Raw genomic sequence first — 18798 nt, forward strand, 5'->3', positions numbered from 1 at the left:
TCAGGACCCCGAGCTGCCGGTGCCGCCGGTGCCGGAGCCGATGCCGCCGGTCACCCGCGTGCCGCTGGCCACCGACCCGGTTCCGGGCAGGCCGTAGCGCTGGCGGGCGGCGGTGTCGCGCGGGTCGACACGGGTGCCGCCGGAGGGCAGCACGGTGCCGACGGGCAGGCCCGGGCGGAAGCCGCCGAGGTAGAGGAAGAAGAGCCCGCCACCGCCGCCGCGGTAGTCGTCGTCGCAGTAGTCCTCGTCGACGATCTCGCCGTTCTCGTCGGTGCAGTAGGCGACCTGCTCCTCCTCGTCGTCGCTGCCGCAGCCGGCGAGGAACCCGGTGGCGGCGGTGGCGAGCACCGTCGTCGTCAACGCGCTGCGCACCCGGTTCGAGAACGCCATGGACCCCTCCCGGCTCGGTGGACGCCCTGACCCTAGGTCCCCGGCGGTACCGGCCCGCCCTCCGGGCGGCACGGACGGTCCCGTTCCACTAGCGTGCGGCTCGTCGCCGAGCCCCGGGGAGGCGCGATGGCCGCCAGGGAACCCGCCGAGATCGCCCGCGTCGCGAGCGCCACCGGTGCCAAGAAGGTGCACCGGACGTGGGACCGGGTGCTGGTCAGCGCCTTCCTCGCCGGCGCCTACATCTCCTTCGGCGCGCTGGTGGCGATCACCGTCTCCTCCGGCCTGGACGCCGGGACGTGGGGCACGCTGCCGACCCTGTTCATGGGCGCGGCCTTCACCCTCGGCCTGGTCCTGGTGCTGATCGCCGGGTCCGACCTGGCCACCGGCAACATGATGCTGGTCCCGCTCGGCGCGATGAACGGCAAGCTCGGCCTCGGCGACGTCGTCCGCAACCTCACCCTGGTGCTGCTGGGCAACCTGCTCGGCGCCCTGTTCGTCGCGTACTTCCTCGCCGTCTCCACCGGGGTGATCGGCGACCCGGACAGCACCGGCAACGCGGGGCTGACCTTCGCCCGGCTGGCCGAGATCGCCGACGGCAAGACCCACCACACCGCGTGGGAGACCTTCCTGCGCGGCGTCGGCTGCAACTGGCTGGTGTGCCTGGCGGTGTGGATGTCGCTGGCCGCCACCAGCGTCTCGGGCAAGATCCTCGCGGTCTTCTTCCCGGTCATGGCCTTCGTCGCGATGGGCTTCGACCACGTCGTCGCCAACATGTTCTTCCTGCCCGCCGCGGTGTTCGCCGGCGTCGAGGGCGCCACCTGGGGCGACACCGTCGTCAACTGGCTGCTGGCCGGCGCCGGCAACCTCGTGGGCGCGGTCGTCTTCGTCGGGACGTCGTACTGGTACCTGTTCCTGCGCGACGAGCCGCAGGCCGCGCCGCGCACCGGGGCGGAGCCGGCCGAGCGCGCCTGAGGCCGACCGTCGCTACCGTCGCCCGCGTGAGCGAGACCAGCACACCTCCCCCGGACGACGACGCCGCCGCGGCGGCCCGGATCGCCGCCGGCTACGCCGCCGAGGGGGCCGCGCTCGACCTGGGCGCCGTCTCCGCCGGCGGCCGCACCCACCCGGGCGCGCAGGTCCGGCTGCCGCTGTCGTCGCTCAACCGGCACGGCCTGATCGCCGGGGCCACCGGCACCGGCAAGACCCGGACGCTGCAGCTCATGGCCGAGCAGCTGTCGGCCGTGGGCGTCCCGGTCGTCCTCGCCGACCTCAAGGGCGACCTCGCCGGCCTGGCCGAGCCCGGGGTGGCGGGCGAGCGGGTCACCCGCCGGGCGGCCGAGACCGGCGACCCGTGGACGCCGTCCGCGTTCCCCGTCGAGTACCTGGCGCTCGGCGGGCTCGGCACCGGCGTCCCGGTGCGCGCCACCGTCAGCGACTTCGGGCCGACGCTGCTGGCGAAGGTGCTCGGCCTCAACGCCACGCAGGAGAGCTCGCTCGGCCTGGTCTTCCACCACGCCGACGAGGCCGGCCTGCCGCTGCTCGACCTCGCCGACCTGCGGGCGCTGCTCACCTGGCTCACCCGGCCGGAGGGCAGGGCGGAGCTCGCGGGCCTCGGCGGGCTGTCGAAGGCGACGGCCGGCGTGGTGCTGCGCGAGCTCGTGGCGCTGGAGGACCTCGGCGGCGACGTCTTCTTCGGCGAGCCCGCCTTCGACCCCGCCGACCTGATCCGCACCGCGCCCGACGGCCGCGGGGTCGTCAGCGCCGTCGAGCTGCCCGCCGTCGCCGACCGGCCGGCGCTGTTCTCCACGTTCCTCATGTGGCTGCTGGCCGAGCTGTTCGAGGAGCTGCCGGAGGTCGGCGACCTGGAGAAGCCGAGGGTGGTGTTCTTCCTCGACGAGGCGCACCTTCTCTTCAGCGGCGCGAGCAAGGCGTTCCTGACGGCGGTCACCCAGACGGTGCGGCTCATCCGCTCCAAGGGCGTCGGCGTCTTCTTCGTCACCCAGCAGCCCACCGACGTCCCCTCCGACGTCCTCGGCCAGCTCGGCAACCGCGTGCAGCACGCGCTGCGCGCCTTCACGCCGGAGGACGCCGACGCGCTCAGGAAGACCGTGCGGACGTTCCCGCGCAGCGACGTCTACGCCGACGTCGCCGAGCTGCTCACCTCGCTCGGCACCGGCGAGGCGGCGGTGACGGTGCTCTCCGAGCGCGGGGCGCCCACTCCCCTGGCGCGCACGGTGCTGCGCGCGCCGCGGGCCTCCATGGGCACCGTGGCGCCCGACGTGATGGCCGCCGCGGTGGCCGCCTCGCCGCTGCAGGCGCGCTACGGGACCGCCGTCGACCGGGAGTCGGCGAAGGAGCTGCTGGCCGCGCGGCTGGCGCCGCCGCCGGCCCCGCCGGAGGCCCCGGCCCGGCAGCGGGAACCACGCCGGGAGCCGGCGCCGCGCCGGGAGCGCGCGCCCCGCCGGGAGGCGGAGCCGGCCGCCGACGGCGGGCTGCTCGCCGACGTCATGGCCTCCCCGGTCTTCCGGAGCTTCGCGCGCTCGGCCGCCTCGGCGCTGGGCCGCGAGCTCACCCGCGGCCTGTTCGGCACCCGCCGGCGCCGCTGACGCCCCCGCGCCGGGGTGCGACCGGCGGGCACCGGTGGCACGGTCGGACGGCACGCGGAACCGGGGAGGCACAGGGCGATGCGGTACAGGGAGGGCGGCGACCTCGACACGTCGTCGATCCAGGACCGGCGGGGCCGCGGAGGCGGCGGCGGGTTCGGCGGTCGCGGCGTCGCGGTCGGCGGCGGCGGGCTCGGCCTGGTCGGCATCCTGGTCCTGGTGCTGTTCCAGGTCCTCGGCGGGGGCGGCGGAGGCGGCACCGGCGGCGGTGGGCTCGGCGCGCTGTCCGGCGGGCTCGGACCGGGCGAGACGGCCGACAACAGCGCGCTCGAGCAGTCCTGCGACGACAGCGGCGACGCCAACACCTCCGTCGAGTGCGCCGTCGTCGCCGACATCGACTCGATCCAGGACTACTGGTCGCAGGCCCTCGACGGCTACGCCCCCACCGACACGGTCTTCTTCTCCGACCAGGTCAGCACCCAGTGCGGCGGCGCCACCAGCGGGTCGGGCCCCTTCTACTGCCCGGCCGACCGGCTCGTGTACATCGACCTGACCTTCTTCGACACGCTGCGCAGCCAGTTCGGCGCCGAGGGCGGCGCGTTCCCGAACGCCTACGTGCTCGCCCACGAGTACGGCCACCACGTGCAGAACCTGCTCGGCACCAACCAGCAGGTGACGCCGGGCGAGACCGGGCCGACCAGCGGCACCGTGCGGCTGGAGCTGCAGGCCGACTGCTACGCCGGTGCGTGGGCCAACCACGCGACGACGGTGCCCGACGAGTCCGGCGCCCCGCTGATCACCGAGATCACACAGGCCGACATCGACGCGGCGCTGGACACCGCGGGCCGCATCGGCGACGACTTCATCCAGGAGAACCTCGGCGGCGGCAGGGTCGACCAGGACACCTTCACGCACGGCTCGTCCGAGCAGCGGCAGCGCTGGTTCCTCACCGGCTACCAGACCGGGGACCCCGCGCAGTGCGACACCTTCGCCACCGACGACCTGGGATGACCCGGTGACCGAGCACCTGCGGGTGACCCGGGACGGCGCCGTCGCCGTCCTCACCATCGACCGCCCGGACAAGCGCAACGCCATGACGGCGGCCATGTGGGCGGCGCTGCCCGGCGTGCTCGCCGGCCTGGCCGGGGACCCCGACGTGCGGGTCCTCGTGGTCACCGGCGCCGGCCCGAGCTTCTGCGCCGGCGCCGACATCGCCGACCTGCTCGGCGGCCCCGACGCCGAGGACCCGATGGCCCGGCTGCGCCGCGACAACCTCGCCGCCCAGGCGGCGCTGCGCGACTTCCCCAAGCCGACGATCGCGATGGTCCGGGGCCACTGCATCGGCGGCGGCGTGGAGCTGGCCACCTGCTGCGACCTGCGGTTCACCGACCCGACCGGCGTCTTCGGCGTCACCCCGGCGAAGGTGGGGATCGTCTTCACCCCGACGTCGACCCGCCAGCTCGTGCAGCTGGTCGGGCCGGCCACCACCCGCTACCTGCTCTACTCCGGCGAGCTCGTCGACGCCGAGACCGCCCTGCGCACCGGCCTGGTCGACCGGCTGCTGCCCGCGGGCGACCTCGCCGGCGAGGTGCGACGGTTCGCCGAGGTGCTCGCCGGCCGTTCGGCGCTCACCCAGCGCGCGGCCAAGGAGATCACCGCCGCGCTGGCCGCCGGCACCCCCGGCGACGACGTCGAGGAGCTCGCGGGGCGCTGGTACCGGGAGACCGCGGCGGCCGGCGAGCTCGCCGAGGGCGTGGCCGCCTTCGCCGAGCGCCGGGCGCCGCGCTTCCCCTGGCGGGGCTGACCCGACCCCACCGGCGGGGCCGGGTCAGGCGACCGACAGGCCCTGCTCCTCGGCCTCGACGGCGGCGTTCCACTCCGGCTTCTCGGCCTGCCAGCGGTCCTCGGTGCGGCCGACGCGCCAGTAGCCCGACACCGACAGCCGCTCGCGCGGGACGCCGAGGCCGGTGCGCACGAACCGGCGGAGCTCCCGGACCGAGCCCGCCTCGCCGTGCACGAACACGTGGACGTCGCCCTCGGGCAGGTCGGCGCCGAGCACGGCGGCCACCAGCGCCACCCCGGGCGCCGCGCTGCGGTGGACCCAGGTGACCCGCACGCCGTCGCCGGCGGTGAGCTCCTGCTCCTCCTCCGGGCCCGCGACCTCGAGGAACACCTCGGCGCGGGCGCCGGCGGGCAGCACCTCGAGCGCGGCGGCGATCGCCGGCAGCGCGGTCTCGTCGCCGGCCAGCAGGTGCCAGCCGGCCGTCGCGTCGGGCGTGTAGGCCCCGCCGGGGCCGAACAGCTGCAGCGTGTCGCCCGGCCGGGCGGCCAGCGCCCACGGACCGGCCACGCCCTCGTCGCCGTGGACGACGAAGTCGAGGGTCAGCTCGCCGGCGTCGGCGTCCCACGCACGCACCGTGTAGGTGCGGGTCACCGGCCACTGCTCGCGGGGCAGCCGCTCCTGCACGTCCTCGACGTCGAAGGGCGCGGCGTAGCCGGCGCCCGGCGGCGGGAAGAGCAGCTTCACGTACGAGTCGGTGTGCTGCGGCGCGAAGCCGGCGAGGCCCTCGCCACCGAGCACGACGCGGACGACGTGCGGGGTGAGCCGCTCGGTGCGCACGACGGTGCCGGTGCGCGGCGTCCGGCGGCGGCGGGCGTTCGGGTCGGCCACGGGCCCTCCTCGAGTCAGGGAAGGCTCACCTTACTCCGCGCACACCAGCGCCTTCCCCGCAGACCCGCAGGCCGGAGCCCGTTTCCGGACCGTCCCGTCCGGGTAGCCGGTGGCCTGCGGGAACGACGCCGTCCCGGCGCTGCCGCCCGGGCGAGCACTGCTGCCCGGACGGCGTCCGACCCGCACTTCCCCACGGCTCAAGCCGAGCGGTGCCCCCACCGCCGGCCTGCTCCACGCGCATGCGCTCCGGCGACGACCGTCGATCCGGGATGTGTGCGTGATCGCTTCCCGGGTAGCGAGATGCCGACCGAGATCCACTCAGGAGGAACGATGACCCACTCCATCGACGCCCCCCTCCCGCCGCCGCCCTCCTCGGGCGCGACCGGCTACGGGGACACGAGTACGACCTCGACCACCACCTCCGGCTCGCCGTCGACCACCGACGTGGCGAAGGACGAGGCCCGCAACGTCGGCCAGACCGCCAAGCAGGCCGGCAGCCAGGTCGCCTCGACCGCCGCCGACCAGGCGAAGAACGTCGTCGCCGAGACCAAGCAGCAGGCGCAGAGCCTGGTCGAGCAGGGCCGCACCCAGGTGCGCCAGCAGGCCGTCTCGCAGCAGCAGAAGGCCGGGCAGAGCCTGGCGGGGCTCGCCGAGCAGCTGCGCAACATGGTCGAGGGCAACGCCCCGGCCCCCGGCCCCGCCCGCGACCTCATCACCGAGGGCGCCGGCCGTGTGCAGCAGTTCGCCGACGTGCTGCAGAACTGCGAGCCCGCCGACCTGCTCGAGGACGTGCGCAGCTTCGCCCGCCGCAAGCCCGGCGTCTTCCTGCTCGGCGCCGCCCTCGCGGGCGTCGTCGCCGGCCGGCTGACCAGCGGCGTCAAGGCCGCCCACACCGACGACTCGTCGTCGCGCCAGGGCCTGTCGTCGACGACGTCGACCTACGGCTCGGGCAACTACGTGGACCCGGCGCCGGCCTACTCCGGCTACGAGACCACCACGACGACCGGCTACCAGACCACCGGCGCCGGCTACGGGACGACCACGGGCTACGAGAGCACCGGCTACGAGTCGACGACCGGGTACGAGACGACCGGGACCACCGGCACCCCGCTGCCGCCCCCGCCGTACGGCACCGTGCCCCCCGAGGGCAGCGTCGTGCCGCCGGCCGCCCCCGCCGGCTGGGACGACCCGACCCGCCGTCCGGGCCAGGGGGTCTGAGCCATGTCCTCCCCCTACTCCGGCGCGACGCCGGTGGGCGGCCAGAGCGGCTACCCGCCGGAGCCGCCGCAGGCCAACTACGCGGTGACCCCCGGCTACGAGCAGGGCACCGGCTACGAGCAGGGCACCGGCTACGACCAGGGCACCGGCTACCAGCAGGGCGCCACCGCCTACGGCCAGGACACCGGCTACACCGACGCCTCCTACGGGGCGCACGCCGGTGACCGCGGCACCCCGATGACCGAGGCCGGCCGGCCCGACGTCGAGGGCGCCTCGGTCGGCGAGCTCATCAGCGAGGTCACCAAGGACTTCTCCGTCCTGATGCGCCAGGAGATCGCCCTGGCGAAGGCCGAGGTCACGACCGAGGCGAAGAAGGCCGGCCAGGGCGCGGGCATGCTCGGCGCGGCCGGGTTCGCCGGCTACATGACGATCCTGTTCCTCTCCTTCGCCCTGTGGTGGGCGCTGGAGAACGTCATGGACGCGGGCCTCGCCGCGCTCATCGTGGCCGTCCTCTGGGGCGTCATCGGCGCCGTCGCCTTCGTGATGGGGCGCAAGAAGTTCCGGCAGGTCAACCCCAAGCCCGAACGGACCGTGGAGACCCTCCAGCAGGTCCCCGGCGCCCTCAAGCCCCACTGACCCCGGCCCTGCGGGCCCCTCACCCTCCCTGGAGCAGACATGACCAGCAGTGACCCGGACGTCATCCGCCGGCAGATCGAGGAGACGCGGCGCGAGCTCAGCTACGACGTCGACGCCCTCAACGAGAAGGTCAACCCGGCGCGCGTCGTCGACCGCCGCATGGCCTCGGCCAAGGGCCGCTTCGCCAACGTCAAGGACCGCGTCATGGGCTCGGCCCACGACACCCGGTCCTCGGCCCGCGGCACCACGCAGAACGCGCTGAGCTCGGTGCAGGGCACCGCGCACGACGCGGTCGGCTCGGTGCAGGGCGCGGCCGGCACCGTGCAGGACGCCGCCTCGCAGGCCGCCCACGCCGTCCAGCAGGCCCCCGACGCGGTGGTCCGCCAGACGCAGGGCAACCCGCTCGCGGCCGGCCTCATCGCCTTCGGCGTCGGCTGGCTGGTCTCCAGCCTGCTGCCGGCCTCGCAGAAGGAGCAGCAGCTGGCCCAGCAGGCCGAGACGGCCCTGCGCGAGCACAAGGACCAGCTCCTCGCCCCGGCCAAGCAGGCCGCGCAGGAGGTCGGCGAGCAGCTCAAGCCGGCCGCGCAGCACGCCGTCGAGGAGGTCAAGGGCACCGCCCAGGACGCCGCGCAGACGGTGAAGAGCGAGGGCCAGTCGGCCGCGCAGGACGTGCAGGGCCAGGCCCAGCAGTCCCGCGAGTCGGTGCAGAGCCAGGCCTCCAGCAGCTGACGCACGCACCACCGCAGCACCTGCAGCGCCCCGCCGGGTCCGCCCGGCGGGGCGCTGCCGCGTCCGGGGCTCCCCCCGCCCGGGTGAGCGGCCCAGCGGCCGGGTGCACCGCCGCGCCGGCCCGGCCGATCCCTCCCCTGTGACGACGGCGACCGCCCCCGACGCCGCGCGGCTGCGCGCGCTCGAGGCCCGGGTGGCGGAGCTCGAGGCGGAGCGGGCCACGCTGACCGCGCTGGTCGACGCCCGCGGTGAGGAGCTGGCGGTCGCCGCCCGGATGCTGCGCGCCCGCGCCGCCACGATGACCGGCGTCGTCGACGCGATCACCCGGCAGTCGGTGGTGGGCACCGACCTCGACGGCGTCGTGCGGGTGTGGAACCCAGGCGCCGAGCGGCTGCTGGGCGTGCCGCGCGCCGCGGTGGTGCGCCGCCGCCGGATCACCGACTTCCACGACCCCGCCGAGCTCGGCGGCCGGGGGCTCGCGGCGCTGGTGCGCACCGCCGCCGAGTGCGGCAGCGACGTCCGCGACTGGACCTACGTGGCCGCCGACGGCACCCGCCGCACCGTCTCGGTCGCGGTGACCCCGCGCTCCGACGGCAGCGGTCCCGGCGGCGGGCGGGACGGCTGGACCTTCGTCGGCACCGACATGACCGAGGTGCGCGCGGCCGAGCGGCTCAAGGACCAGTTCGTCGCGCTGGTCAGCCACGAGCTGCGCACCCCGCTGTCCTCGGTGCTCGGCTACCTGGAGCTCGTGCTCGACGACCCCGACCTCGGTGCCGGCACCCGCCGGCATCTCGGCACGGTGCAGCGCAACGCGGCCCGGCTCGAGCGCCTGGTCGGCGACCTGCTGTTCACCGCCCAGGTCGAGGCCGGCCGGTTCGCGCTCACCCCGGGTGAGGTCGACCTGGCCGCGCTGCTGCGCGCCGCCGGCGAGTCCGCGCAGGTGACCGCGGACGGCGCCGGGGTGACGCTCGCGGTGACCGCGCCGGCGTCCGGGCCGGTCGTGCCCGGCGACGCGCTGCGGCTCGGCCAGGCCGTCGACAACCTGGTGTCCAACGCGGTGAAGTTCACGCCCCGCGGCGGGCGGGTGGAGCTCGGGCTCGGCGCCGTGGGGAGTCCCGCGGGCGGCGAGGTCTCGATCGAGGTCCGCGACACCGGCGTCGGCATCCCCGGCGCGGAGCGGGCCGGCCTCGGCACGCGCTTCACCCGCGCGACCACTGCGGTACGCGCCGGGGTGCCCGGCGTGGGGCTCGGGCTGTCCATCACGCACGCCATCGCGGCGGCGCACGGCGGGCGGCTGGAGCTGGCCAGCACGGAGGGCCGCGGCACGACCGCGACGCTGGTCCTGCCGCGCTGAGCACACCGTCGTGCGCCGGCCGTGCGGGGGTCCCGCGGAGGGCCTGCGCGGGCGGTGGCAGGCTGGTGATCGTGAGCACCACGCAGGACGGCGACACGGCGCGGAGGACCCCGGGCCCCGACGGCGAGCTGCCGGCCCGGCTGCTGGCCTTCCTCGACGACGCCCCCGCGCCGGACCTGCCCGCGGCCGACCCGGTGCTGGTGCGGCGGCTGCGCGCCCGCGCCACCGGCTGCGCCGGCACCCGCGTGGTGCCCGAGCCGCGGCGCGGTCAGGCCACCAGCCGGTAGCCCACCCCGCGCACGGTCCGGATCTCGGCGTCGGACAGCCCCGCGGCGGAGAGCTTGCGCCTCAGGTTCGACATGTGCGCCTCGACCAGGCGCAGGCTCCCGGCCCAGTCGGTGCGCCACACCTCGCGCAGCAGCGTCTCGCGCTGCAGCACCCGGCCCGGTCGCGACGCGAGCGCGGCGAGCAGGTCGAACTCGGTGCGGGTGAGGGCGACCGGCGCGCCGTCGACGCGCACCTCGCGGGAGTCCTCGTCGACCTCGAGGTCGGCGAGCCGCACGACGGCGTCGTCGGGGACCGGCAGCACCGCCGCGGCCGCGGGCCGGCGCAGCAGGGCCTGCACCCGCGCCACCAGCTCACGCGGGGAGAACGGCTTGGCCATGTAGCCGTCGGCACCCACCGCGAGGCCCACGAGCAGGTCGACCTCCTCGGCCCGCGCGGTCAGCATGAGGACGTAGCAGCCGCTCTCGGCGCGCAGGTGCCGGCACACCTCCGTGCCGTCGCCGTCGGGCAGCCCGAGGTCGAGGACGACGAGGTCGGGCGCCGACCGGCGCACCTCCGCCAGGCACTCGGTACCCGAGCCGACGGCGCGGACGTCGAGCCCAGCCCGCTCGAGCACCGTGACCACGAGCTCGCGGATCTCCTCGGTGTCCTCCACGACGAGCACCGACTGCGCGCCCACCGCGCCTCCCGTCCCGGCGGCCCCGGTGGCCGCCCCGGGGGGAGCAACGGCGGCGGCGCGGCCGGCCTCCACCCGGGCCGGGGCCGCCTCACCCGGGTGGGGTGGGCTCGGGCGGGGTGGGCTCAGACGAAGGCGCTCACCCCGGTCAGCGCGCGGCCGACGATCAGGCTGTTGATCTCGCGGGTGCCCTCGTAGGAGTAGAGGGCCTCGGCGTCGGCGAAGTACCGCACGACGTCGTTCTCCAGCAGGATCCCGTTGCCGCCGAACAGCTCGCGGGCCAGCGCCACGGTCTCGCGGGCCCGGCCGGTGACGAACGCCTTGGCCAGCGCGGCCTGCTCGTCGCGGAACACGCCCTCCTCCTGCAGCTGGGACACCCGCACCGCCATGCCGAGGCTCGCCGTCACGTTGCCGGCCATGCGGGCCAGCAGGTCCTGGATCAGCTGGAAGCCCGCGATCGGCCGGCCGAACTGCTGGCGCTCCTTGGCGTAGGCGATGGCCGCCTCGAACGCGCCCATCTGGCAGCCCACCGCCGACCAGGCGACGCCGCCGCGGGTCAGCTTGAGCACCCGGTTGACGTCCGTGAAGGAGTTGCCGTGCTCGAGCTTGTTCTCCGCCGGCACCCGGCAGCCCTCGAAGACGATGTCGGCGTTCTGCACGGTGCGCAGCGCGTACTTGCCCTCCATCTTCGTGGGCGTGAACCCGGGGGTGCCCTTCTCGACCACGAAGGTCTTCACCGAGTCGTCGGCGACGTCGCGGGCGAACACGACGACGACGTCGGCGATGGTGCCGTTGCCGATCCACCGCTTGGCGCCGTCGATGACCCAGCCGTCGCCGTCGCGGCGGGCGGTGGTCTCCAGGCCGCGGGCGACGTCGGAGCCGCCGTGCGGCTCGGTGAGCGCGAAGGCGCCGAGCGTGTCCAGCGCCACCATGCCCGGCACCCAGCGGGCGCGCTGCTCGTCGGAGCCCAGCAGCACGATCGAGCCCATCGACAGGCCGTTGTGGACGCCGAGGAAGGTGGCCATCGACGGGTCGACGCGGGCGGTCTCCAGGGCGATGAAGCCGGTGAACAGCCGCGAGGCCCGCGGCCGGTGCTCGAGGTCGTAGCTGCGGCCGACCATCCCCTCCTCGGCGAAGCGCGGCACGAGGTCCATCGGGAACTCCGAGGACGCCCAGGCGTCGTTGACCCGCGGACGGACCTCCTCGTCGAGGAAGCGCCGGATGCCGGCCAGCTCCTTGCGCTCGTCGTCGTCCAGCAGCGTCTCGTAGCCGTACAGGTCGCCGGTCAGCGCGCCGGTCGTGTCGTCGCTCATCGCAGGGGTCCTCCCGTCGGTGGGTGCCCCTCCCCTACCCGCGACGGCGCAACTCGATCGCGGCCGTCGGGAACGGCACGGTGGGCGCCTCCGCCGTCGCGGTGACGGCGAACCCGCGCGCCCCCGCCGCCTCCGCCACGGCCGCCGGCACGCGCTCCCGGTCCTCCGGGCGCATGACGGAGAACCCGAGGACCATCCGCCCGCCGGGGGCCAGCACCCGCGCGAGGACGTCCCACTCCGGCGCCGGGGGCGTCCAGAACGCCCGGACGTCGACGGCGACCGCGGCGTCGAAGCGCTCCCCGGCGAGGTCGGCGTCGAGCAGCGGGACGGCGTGCACCCGCACCCGGCCGGCGTCGACGGCCGCCCGGTTGCGCCGGGTCGTGGCGGCGGCCATCCGCGCCGACCGGTCGACGGCGACCACCGTCCCGTCCCCGACCGCGGCGGCGAGCTCCGTCACCAGGACGCCCGCGCCGCAGCCGACCTCGAGCACCCGCTCCCCCGGCGCCGCCGCCACCACGCCGGCGACGAACGCGAGGCGGTCCGAGGCGCGGGCGCTCACGCGGGCGTCGTCTCAGGCGTGGGCCTGGCCGGTGGACGCGCTGGTGCCGCCGTCGACGGGCAGCACCGCGCCGGTGACGTAGCGGGCGCCCTCGCTCGCGAGGAAGAGCACCGCGGGCGCGATGTCCTCCGGCTCGCCGATGCGGCCGAGCGGGACGCGGTTGACGTGCGGCGCGAGGGAGGCCTCGTCGCGCGGGACGTCCGCGTTGATCTCGGTGAACGTGAAGGCGGGGGCGACGGCGTTGAGCCGCACGCCGCGACCACCCCAGTCGAGCGCCAGCGACTGCACGAAGACGGTCACCGCCGCCTTGGACGCGTTGTAGGCGGCCTGTCCCCAGTCGCCGCGCAGGCCGGAGACCGAGGAGACGGCGACGAGGTTGCCGCGCGACTCCGCGAGCACCGGCAGCGCGGCCTTGGCCAGGTGGAAGAAGGCGTCGACGTTGGTGGCGCGCAGGTGCTCCCAGGCGTCGTCGGCCAGGTCGGTGAGCTCTCCGCTCTCGTACGCGGCGGCGTTGCTCACCACGACGTCGATGCGGCCGAACCGGTCGACGACGTCGGCGACGAGCTGCCGCACCTGCGCGGGGTCCGAGACGTCGGCCGGGAGCGCCGCGGCGCGGTCCTCCGGGACGCCCTCCAGCGCGGCCTCCAGCTTCTCCCGCCGGCGGCCCGTGACCGCGACGGTGGCGCCGGCGTCGAGGAAGGCGCGGGTGATGGCCAGGCCGATGCCGGAGCCGCCCCCGGTGACGAGGACGACGGAGCCGGTGAAGTCGAACGAGGAGGTCGCCATGGCCTGCTCCTCCCCCGCTCCGGGCACGCGGAACCCCGGATCAGCCCAGCGCGTCGGTGAGGACCGCCACGAGCCGCCCGACCTCGCCCGGGTCCGGCGCGTGGTCCGGGTTGACCTCGGTGACGCACAGCCCGCGGAACCCGCTCGCCGCGCACAGCAGGCGCAGCACCGCGGCGACGACGTCGAGCGGCAGTCCCCGCCCGTGGTCGGGCACGTCCGCCAGTGGCAGGTCGAGGAACTCGACGACGTCGACGTCGAGGTGCACGAGGAAGCCGTCGGGCCCGTCGACGGCCGCGGCGGCCCGTGCGGCGGAGCCCTCCGGGTCGGCCGCGACCGCGCCGGCCGGGATCGCCCGCAGGCCGATCCGGCCGGCCGTCGCGGCGTCCGGCTCGGCGGCCCGCACGCCGACCGCGACGACGTCGTCCACCGCGAGCGGCGGGCGGGCCGGGCCGGCGGCGAGCAGGCCGGGGTCGCACCCGGGCAGCGCGAGGACGTGAGCCAGCGCCATGGAGTCCGCGACGCCGGTGGGGTTGTCGGCCGGCGTGCGCAGGTCGACCCCGCCGTCGACGTAGACCAGGCCCGGACGCAGCCCGGCCGCGCGGGCGCCGGCGACGAGCCCGACCGTGGTCGTGCACTCCCCGCCGACGACCACCGGCAGCCGTCCTGCCGCCAGGGACCCGGCGACCGCGTCCCGCACCGCGACGAGGCCGGCGGCGACGCGCCCGGCATCGCGCACCCGGCCCTCGGGAGCCCGGCCCGCCGCCCAGCGCGCCGGGGCGAACAGCTCGCGCACCGCCACCTCCCGGGTGCGGGCCAGCGCCGCGGGCAGGCCGGCCTCCGCCAGCGCCGCCCAGGACCGCTCCTGCCCGGGCCAGTGCGCGGCCGCGCTCGACGGGGCGGCCAGCAGGTCGAGCGCGCTCATGCCGCGGTCCTACCGCGGGGCGCCGACAGGACCGGTCGCGGTTGACACGTGACATCGAACGGTGTCACATGGAGGCGTGTCCGGTCCGACCGCCCTCGCCACCGACGGGCTGAGCCTCGTGGCGACCGCCGGCTTCTCCGTCCCCGCCGCGCTCCTGGTCGCGGGCGTGGTCGCCGCCGTGGTGCGCGACCGGCGGCTGGCCGCCCGGGAGCGGGAGACGCCCGACGGCGCGCACGGGCGCCCGGAGCCGCTCAGTCCCCCGCGAGCGCCCGGAGCTCCGCCTCGACCGCCGCGCTGACCGCCGCCGCCATCTCGGTGCGGAAGCTGGCCAGGAGCGCCTGCGCGGCCGCCGGCTGGAGGCGGGACATCACGTCACCCACCCGGTCGAGCTGCTCGGGCGGTGACGCGGACTCGACCAGGGAGCGCCAGCCGGTCTCGAGGAACATCCCGACGTAGGTGGCGGCGATCTCGCGCACCAGCTCGATCACCCGTGTCTGCGCCGTGATGAGCGCCGACGGCGGCACGCCGAGCTGCATGACCTGCAGGCCGGCGGTCAGCAGCGACGGGTCGGTGACCCGCAGCCGGTCGCCGTCGAGCCGCTCGACCAGGCCGAGGCGGACCAGCTCCTCCACGGTGGCCGGGTCGATCGGCACGCCGGCCCGCGCCGTGAGCTCCCCGGCGGTGGTGTCCTCGGGCTCCGGCGGCAGCCAGGGCGCGAGCAGCGCCCGGTGCAGCGCCAGCGACGCCGACCCGCCGATGGCCGGGGCGGTGACCAGGGTGCGCTCGATGACGGCGAGCGAGTAGCCCTCGGCGAGCATCTCGCGGACCAGCAGCAGCCGGGCGACGTGCTCGGGGCCGTAGTAGCCGGTGCGCCCGACCAGCCGCGGCGGCGGCAGCAGGCCGCGCGCGGCGTAGGCGCGCACGTTGCGCACCGTGATGCCGACCCGCGCGGCGAGCTCGTCGACCGTGAACTCCCGGTCGCCGTCGTCCGCGCCGGGGGTCTGCTCCTGTGCCTCCATCAGGACGGCATCGTAACGGGATCCGCATGTGTCACTTGCCGATGTCACGTCAAACGGTGTCTCATGGGGCCGTGACGTCCGTGGGACCAGCGTTGCTCGCCGTGGAGGACCGTCCCGCCGGAGGGGCCGCCCTCGGTGAGGTCGCGCTCGCCACCGCCCTCGGTGCCGGCCTGATGGCCGCCCTCCTCGCCCTCGTGTGGGCCCACCGCACGCGGCGCACGACCGTGCTCGCCCGCGCCGGCGACGCGCTCGGCCGCGCCACCCACGTCCCCGGCTGGGTGGCCCTGCCCACCGTCCTCACGACCGCGTCGCTGCTCGTCGCGCTGCTCGGGATGCTGTGGGACATCGCGCTGCACATCGGCGTCGGCCGCGACGAGGGGCCGCTGGCCAACCCGGCCCACCACCTCATCCTGTTCGGCCTGTTCGGCGTCTTCGCCGGCGGCGTGCTCGCCTGCTCGATGCCGCTCGGCGGGCGCCCCGGCCCGGCCGCCGTCCGCTTCGTGCGCGGCTGGGACGTGCCGGTCGGCGGCGTCCTGCTCACCGCCTCGGGCTCCTACGCGCTGCTCGGCTTCCCCCTCGACGACGTCTGGCACCGCCTGTTCGGCCAGGACGTGACGCTGTGGGGCCCGACCCACCTGATGCTCATCGGCGGCGCCGGCCTGTCGATCGTCGGCCTGCTCGTGCTGGAGATGGAGGGCCGCGGGAGCCCGTCCACCGACGACGGCGACCGGCGGGCCGGCGACCGCGCCCGGTTCGTGCGCCAGGCCTCGGCGATGGGCGGCCTGCTGCTCGGCCTGTCGGTGTTCCAGGGGGAGTTCGACTTCGACGTCCCGCAGTTCCGCCTGGTGCTCGAGCCGTTCATGGTCGCCGCGGCCGCCGGCGCCGCGCTGGTCGCCGCCCGGCTCTGGATGGGCCGCGGGGGCGCGCTGGCCGCCGCCGTGTTCTTCCTCGCCGTCCGCGGCACGATCGCCGTCCTCGTCGGCCCGGTGTTCGGCGAGATCACGCCCACGTTCCCGCTGTACCTGGGCTCGGCGCTGCTGGTCGAGCTGCTCGCGCTGGCCTGGCCGCCCGCCCGCCGCCCGCTCGCCTTCGGCGCCGTCGCGGGCGTGCTGGTCGGCACCGCGGGCACCCTCGTCGAGGGAGTGTGGACCGGCCTCACCCGGGTGCTGGAGTGGAACGGCGACGTCTTGGTCGAGGGCACGCTGATGGCCGTCGTCGGCGGGGTCGCCGGCGGCCTGCTCGGCGCCCTGCTCGCGCTGGGCCTGCGCCGGCGGCTGCCGCGTCCCGCCGTCGCCCGGGGCGTGCTGGCGCTCGCGCTGGCCGCGATCGCCGGCGGGGTGGCCAACGGCCTGGTCGCCACGGTGCCGGGCGACCTGCGGGCCACTCTGGCCGTCGACGAGGTCACCACCGACCCGCGCACGGCCGACGTCACCGTGACGCTCGACCCGGCCGGCGCCCTCGACGACCCGGCCTGGGTGCAGATCACCGCCTGGCAGGGCCAGGGCCTGGTGGTCACCGACCTCGAGCGCACCGGACCCGGGCGGTACCGCACCACGGAGCCCGTGCCGGTCGACGACGACTGGAAGACGCTGCTGCGCCTGCACGACGGCCGGGTGCTGGCCGCGGTGCCGGTCTACCTGCCCGAGGACCCGGCGATCCCGGCGGAGGAGGTCCCCGCCACCGACGGCGTGACGCGGTCGGCGGTCCCGGAGATCGACGTCCTGCAGCGCGAGCTGACGGCCTCCGGCGGCGGGCTGTGGGCCGCGGCCAACCTGGTGGTGCTCGCCTGCACGCTCGGGGTGGTCGGGGCGATCTCCTGGGGCGTCGGGCGGTACGCGCGCCGCGGCGGCCCCGGCGGGCGCCTCCCCGGACTGCCCGTCGACGGCCCGGTCGCGGCCGGCGTGGGCGGCCGGTGATGCGCCCGCCACCTCCCGCTCGCCGGCGCCGTGCTCGCCCTCGCCCTGAGCGGGTGCGCGGGCACGGCCCCCGCGGAGGCGCGCACCCCGGCCCCGTCGGCCTCCTCGTCCGCCCCGTCGTCGGGCTCCTCGTCCGCTGCGCCCTCCTCCCCCGCCGTCCGGGCGGTCGCCGTCGAGGTGGCCGGCGGGCGGGTCACCGGGGACACCGGCCGGGTGGTCGTGGCCGCCGGCGAGCGGGTGGCGCTCACCGTCACCAGCGACGTCGCCGACGAGCTGCACCTGCACGGCTACGACCTCACCGCCGACCTCGCGCCGGGCACCCCCGCGACGGTGGAGTTCACCGCCGACCTCCCCGGCGTGTTCGAGGCGGAGCTGCACGGATCGGGCACGGTGCTGCTGTCGCTGCAGGTCGGGTGAGCGTCCTCGCCCACGGGGTGGGGTCGCGCACCGACCTGCCCCTCCCCCTGGGCCTGGCCCTCTACGGCGCGGGCGCGGCGATCCTGGTCAGCTTCGCCGTGCTGCTGCTCCTGTGGCGCCGGCCGCGACTCGGCGGCGCGCACTCGGGGCACCCGCTGCCGCCCCGGGTGCAGCGCGCGGCCGGCAGCGCGCCGCTGCGCCGGGGCCTGCAGGCGCTCGCGCTCGCCGTCGCCGTCGTCGTGCTGCTCGTGGCCCTGGCCGGCCCGGAGGAGACCGACCGCAACCTCGCGCCCTGGGCGCTGTACGTGACCGCCTGGGTGGGCCTGGTGCCGGCGAGCCTGCTGCTCGGGCCGGTGTGGCGGGTGCTCAACCCGCTGCGGCTGGTGTCGCGCGCGCTGCGCCCGCTCACCGGCCCGCCGCGGGGCGACGCCCGGCTGCCCGCGCTGGGGCTGTGGCCCGCGGCGGTCTCGCTGCTGGTGTTCGTCTGGCTGGAGCTGGTGTTCCCCGGCCGGGCGGAGCCGGTCACCGTGGCGGTGTTCCTGCTCGCGTACGCGGTCGTGCACCTGGCCGCGGCCGCCTGGTTCGGCGAGGTCTGGTTCGCCCGCGGCGACGGCTTCGAGGTCTGGTCGACGCTGCTCGCCCGGCTGTCCGTGGTCGCCCGCCGCGACGACGGCGTGGTCGTCGCCCGCTCGCCGCTGTCGAACGCGATGTCCACGCCCGACGAGCGCGGGCTGGCCGCCGTCGTCGTGGTGCTGCTCGGCTCCACCGGCTTCGACGGGCTCTCGCGGACCGTGTGGTGGCAGACCGGTCCCGGCGCGGCCGGCGACACGCTGTCGGGCACGCTCGGGCTGGCCGCCTGCACCGCGCTCGTCGCAGGCCTGCACGTGCTGGGCACGCGGCTGTCGGGGCGCCTGGGCCGGCTGCCGCTCGGCCCGCAGCCCCGGCTCTACGCCGCCTCGGTGGTGCCGATCGCCGTCGGCTACGCCGTGGCGCACTACTGCTCGCTGCTGCTCCTCGACGGGCAGACGACGTGGATCCTCGCCAGCGACCCGTTCGGCACCGGCGCCGACCTGTTCGGGACGGCGGCGAACGTGGTCGACCTGCGCGCGGTCGGCCCGGACCTCATCGCCTGGGTGCAGGTCGGCGCCGTCGTGCTCGGCCACGTCGTCGGCGTGCTGCTCGCCCACGAGAAGGCGCTGCGGGTGGCGCCCCGGGCCCCGGCGTCGGACCAGCTGCCGCTCGTGCTGGTCATGGTGGCGTTCACCGTCGCCGGGCTCGGCCTGCTGTTCGGCTTCTGAGCCGCG

21 protein-coding genes are annotated in these 18798 nt (G+C 76.4%); 13 read left to right on the forward strand and 8 right to left on the reverse strand.

Translation table 11 applies throughout. The annotated features are described in order from the left end of the window. Positions 1–390: a hypothetical protein gene (locus tag WA616_RS08705; protein ID WP_336028963.1), complete on the reverse strand. Its 390-nt coding sequence runs from the start codon at positions 388–390 to the stop codon at positions 1–3. Between the two features lie 126 nt (positions 391–516). Between WA616_RS08705 and WA616_RS08710 the strand changes: the two genes are divergently transcribed. The 4 genes from WA616_RS08710 (at position 517) to WA616_RS08725 (ending at position 4797) form a co-directional block, all read left to right on the forward strand. Beyond that, a complete protein-coding gene (locus WA616_RS08710; RefSeq protein WP_336028964.1) occupies positions 517–1362 on the forward strand; it encodes a formate/nitrite transporter family protein in 846 nt (281 codons plus the stop codon). A 26-nt stretch (positions 1363–1388) separates the two neighbouring features. Then, a complete protein-coding gene (locus tag WA616_RS08715; protein WP_336028966.1) occupies positions 1389–2996 on the forward strand; it encodes a helicase HerA-like domain-containing protein in 1608 nt (535 codons plus the stop codon). A gap of 78 nt (positions 2997–3074) precedes the next feature. After that, a complete protein-coding gene (gene ypfJ / locus WA616_RS08720) occupies positions 3075–4004 on the forward strand; it encodes a KPN_02809 family neutral zinc metallopeptidase (protein WP_336028967.1) in 930 nt (309 codons plus the stop codon). Positions 4005–4008: 4 nt separating this feature from the next. Further along, a complete protein-coding gene (locus tag WA616_RS08725) occupies positions 4009–4797 on the forward strand; it encodes an enoyl-CoA hydratase/isomerase family protein (RefSeq protein WP_336028968.1) in 789 nt (262 codons plus the stop codon). A 24-nt stretch (positions 4798–4821) separates the two neighbouring features. Here WA616_RS08725 and WA616_RS08730 read toward each other — a convergent pair whose 3' ends face one another. Beyond that, the gene (locus tag WA616_RS08730; RefSeq protein ID WP_336028970.1) at positions 4822–5664 is read right to left on the reverse strand and encodes a siderophore-interacting protein; all 843 of its coding nucleotides are present in this window, start codon (positions 5662–5664) and stop codon (positions 4822–4824) included. 330 nt (positions 5665–5994) lie between these two features. Between WA616_RS08730 and WA616_RS08735 the strand changes: the two genes are divergently transcribed. From WA616_RS08735 to WA616_RS08755, 5 genes are all read left to right on the forward strand, one after another. After that, on the forward strand, positions 5995–6882 hold the full coding sequence (locus WA616_RS08735) for a hypothetical protein (protein ID WP_336028971.1): 888 nt from the start codon (positions 5995–5997) through the stop codon (positions 6880–6882). A gap of 3 nt (positions 6883–6885) precedes the next feature. Then, positions 6886–7518, forward strand: coding sequence for a phage holin family protein (locus tag WA616_RS08740; RefSeq protein ID WP_336028972.1), 633 nt, complete (start codon positions 6886–6888; stop codon positions 7516–7518). A gap of 39 nt (positions 7519–7557) precedes the next feature. Then, positions 7558–8247: a DUF3618 domain-containing protein gene (locus tag WA616_RS08745; protein ID WP_336028974.1), complete on the forward strand. Its 690-nt coding sequence runs from the start codon at positions 7558–7560 to the stop codon at positions 8245–8247. Between the two features lie 139 nt (positions 8248–8386). Further along, positions 8387–9601: a PAS domain-containing sensor histidine kinase gene (locus tag WA616_RS08750; protein ID WP_336028975.1), complete on the forward strand. Its 1215-nt coding sequence runs from the start codon at positions 8387–8389 to the stop codon at positions 9599–9601. A gap of 71 nt (positions 9602–9672) precedes the next feature. Then, on the forward strand, positions 9673–9888 hold the full coding sequence (locus WA616_RS08755) for a hypothetical protein (RefSeq protein ID WP_139252819.1): 216 nt from the start codon (positions 9673–9675) through the stop codon (positions 9886–9888). Here WA616_RS08755 and WA616_RS08760 read toward each other — a convergent pair. From WA616_RS08760 to WA616_RS08780, 5 genes are all read right to left on the reverse strand, one after another. Then, positions 9870–10565 (reverse strand): response regulator transcription factor, encoded by a 696-nt coding sequence (locus WA616_RS08760; protein ID WP_336028977.1) that lies wholly within the window; start codon positions 10563–10565, stop codon positions 9870–9872. The genes WA616_RS08755 and WA616_RS08760 overlap by 19 nt on opposite strands. A 122-nt stretch (positions 10566–10687) precedes the next feature. Beyond that, a complete protein-coding gene (locus WA616_RS08765) occupies positions 10688–11875 on the reverse strand; it encodes an acyl-CoA dehydrogenase family protein (protein WP_336028978.1) in 1188 nt (395 codons plus the stop codon). A 34-nt stretch (positions 11876–11909) separates the two neighbouring features. Continuing rightward, complete coding sequence (locus tag WA616_RS08770; protein ID WP_336028980.1) at positions 11910–12434, reverse strand: class I SAM-dependent methyltransferase; 525 nt, start codon at positions 12432–12434, stop codon at positions 11910–11912. A gap of 12 nt (positions 12435–12446) precedes the next feature. Continuing rightward, entirely contained in the window at positions 12447–13220 is a 774-nt protein-coding gene (locus WA616_RS08775) for an SDR family NAD(P)-dependent oxidoreductase (RefSeq protein WP_336028982.1), read from the reverse strand. Positions 13221–13260: 40 nt separating this feature from the next. Beyond that, positions 13261–14142, reverse strand: a complete 882-nt coding sequence (locus WA616_RS08780) for an arginase family protein (RefSeq protein WP_336028983.1) — start codon at positions 14140–14142, stop codon at positions 13261–13263. A gap of 76 nt (positions 14143–14218) precedes the next feature. Here WA616_RS08780 and WA616_RS08785 point away from each other — a divergent pair, with 76 nt between their 5' ends. Next, positions 14219–14440 (forward strand): hypothetical protein, encoded by a 222-nt coding sequence (locus WA616_RS08785; protein ID WP_336028985.1) that lies wholly within the window; start codon positions 14219–14221, stop codon positions 14438–14440. Here the strand turns inward: WA616_RS08785 and WA616_RS08790 are convergent. After that, positions 14394–15161, reverse strand: a complete 768-nt coding sequence (locus WA616_RS08790) for a MerR family transcriptional regulator (RefSeq protein ID WP_336028986.1) — start codon at positions 15159–15161, stop codon at positions 14394–14396. The genes WA616_RS08785 and WA616_RS08790 overlap by 47 nt on opposite strands. Positions 15162–15262: 101 nt before the next feature. On the opposite strand from WA616_RS08790, the gene WA616_RS08795 reads away from it, so the two are divergent. Genes WA616_RS08795 through WA616_RS08805 form a run of 3 tightly spaced genes read left to right on the forward strand, consistent with a single transcriptional unit; the run spans position 15263 to position 18792 of the window. Beyond that, the gene (locus WA616_RS08795; protein ID WP_336028987.1) at positions 15263–17077 is read left to right on the forward strand and encodes a hypothetical protein; all 1815 of its coding nucleotides are present in this window, start codon (positions 15263–15265) and stop codon (positions 17075–17077) included. 30 nt (positions 17078–17107) lie between these two features. Further along, positions 17108–17494: a hypothetical protein gene (locus WA616_RS08800; protein WP_336028988.1), complete on the forward strand. Its 387-nt coding sequence runs from the start codon at positions 17108–17110 to the stop codon at positions 17492–17494. Continuing rightward, positions 17491–18792, forward strand: a complete 1302-nt coding sequence (locus WA616_RS08805; protein ID WP_336028990.1) for a hypothetical protein — start codon at positions 17491–17493, stop codon at positions 18790–18792. Before WA616_RS08800 ends, WA616_RS08805 begins: the two co-directional genes overlap by 4 nt. Positions 18793–18798: the final 6 nt, after the last annotated feature.

This window comes from Geodermatophilus sp. FMUSA9-8 (assembly GCF_037034165.1).
Lineage (GTDB): Bacteria > Actinomycetota > Actinomycetes > Mycobacteriales > Geodermatophilaceae > Geodermatophilus > Geodermatophilus nigrescens.

Coding starts and splice junctions, on each gene's coding strand:
- WA616_RS08705 (WP_336028963.1), bottom strand. CDS start 390: ATGGCGTTCTCGAACCGGGTGCGCAGCGCGTTGACGACGACGGTGCTC.
- WA616_RS08710 (WP_336028964.1), top strand. CDS start 517: ATGGCCGCCAGGGAACCCGCCGAGATCGCCCGCGTCGCGAGCGCCACC.
- ypfJ (WP_336028967.1), top strand. CDS start 3,075: ATGCGGTACAGGGAGGGCGGCGACCTCGACACGTCGTCGATCCAGGAC.
- WA616_RS08735 (WP_336028971.1), top strand. CDS start 5,995: ATGACCCACTCCATCGACGCCCCCCTCCCGCCGCCGCCCTCCTCGGGC.
- WA616_RS08740 (WP_336028972.1), top strand. CDS start 6,886: ATGTCCTCCCCCTACTCCGGCGCGACGCCGGTGGGCGGCCAGAGCGGC.
- WA616_RS08745 (WP_336028974.1), top strand. CDS start 7,558: ATGACCAGCAGTGACCCGGACGTCATCCGCCGGCAGATCGAGGAGACG.
- WA616_RS08765 (WP_336028978.1), bottom strand. CDS start 11,875: ATGAGCGACGACACGACCGGCGCGCTGACCGGCGACCTGTACGGCTAC.
- WA616_RS08775 (WP_336028982.1), bottom strand. CDS start 13,220: ATGGCGACCTCCTCGTTCGACTTCACCGGCTCCGTCGTCCTCGTCACC.
- WA616_RS08780 (WP_336028983.1), bottom strand. CDS start 14,142: ATGAGCGCGCTCGACCTGCTGGCCGCCCCGTCGAGCGCGGCCGCGCAC.
- WA616_RS08790 (WP_336028986.1), bottom strand. CDS start 15,161: ATGGAGGCACAGGAGCAGACCCCCGGCGCGGACGACGGCGACCGGGAG.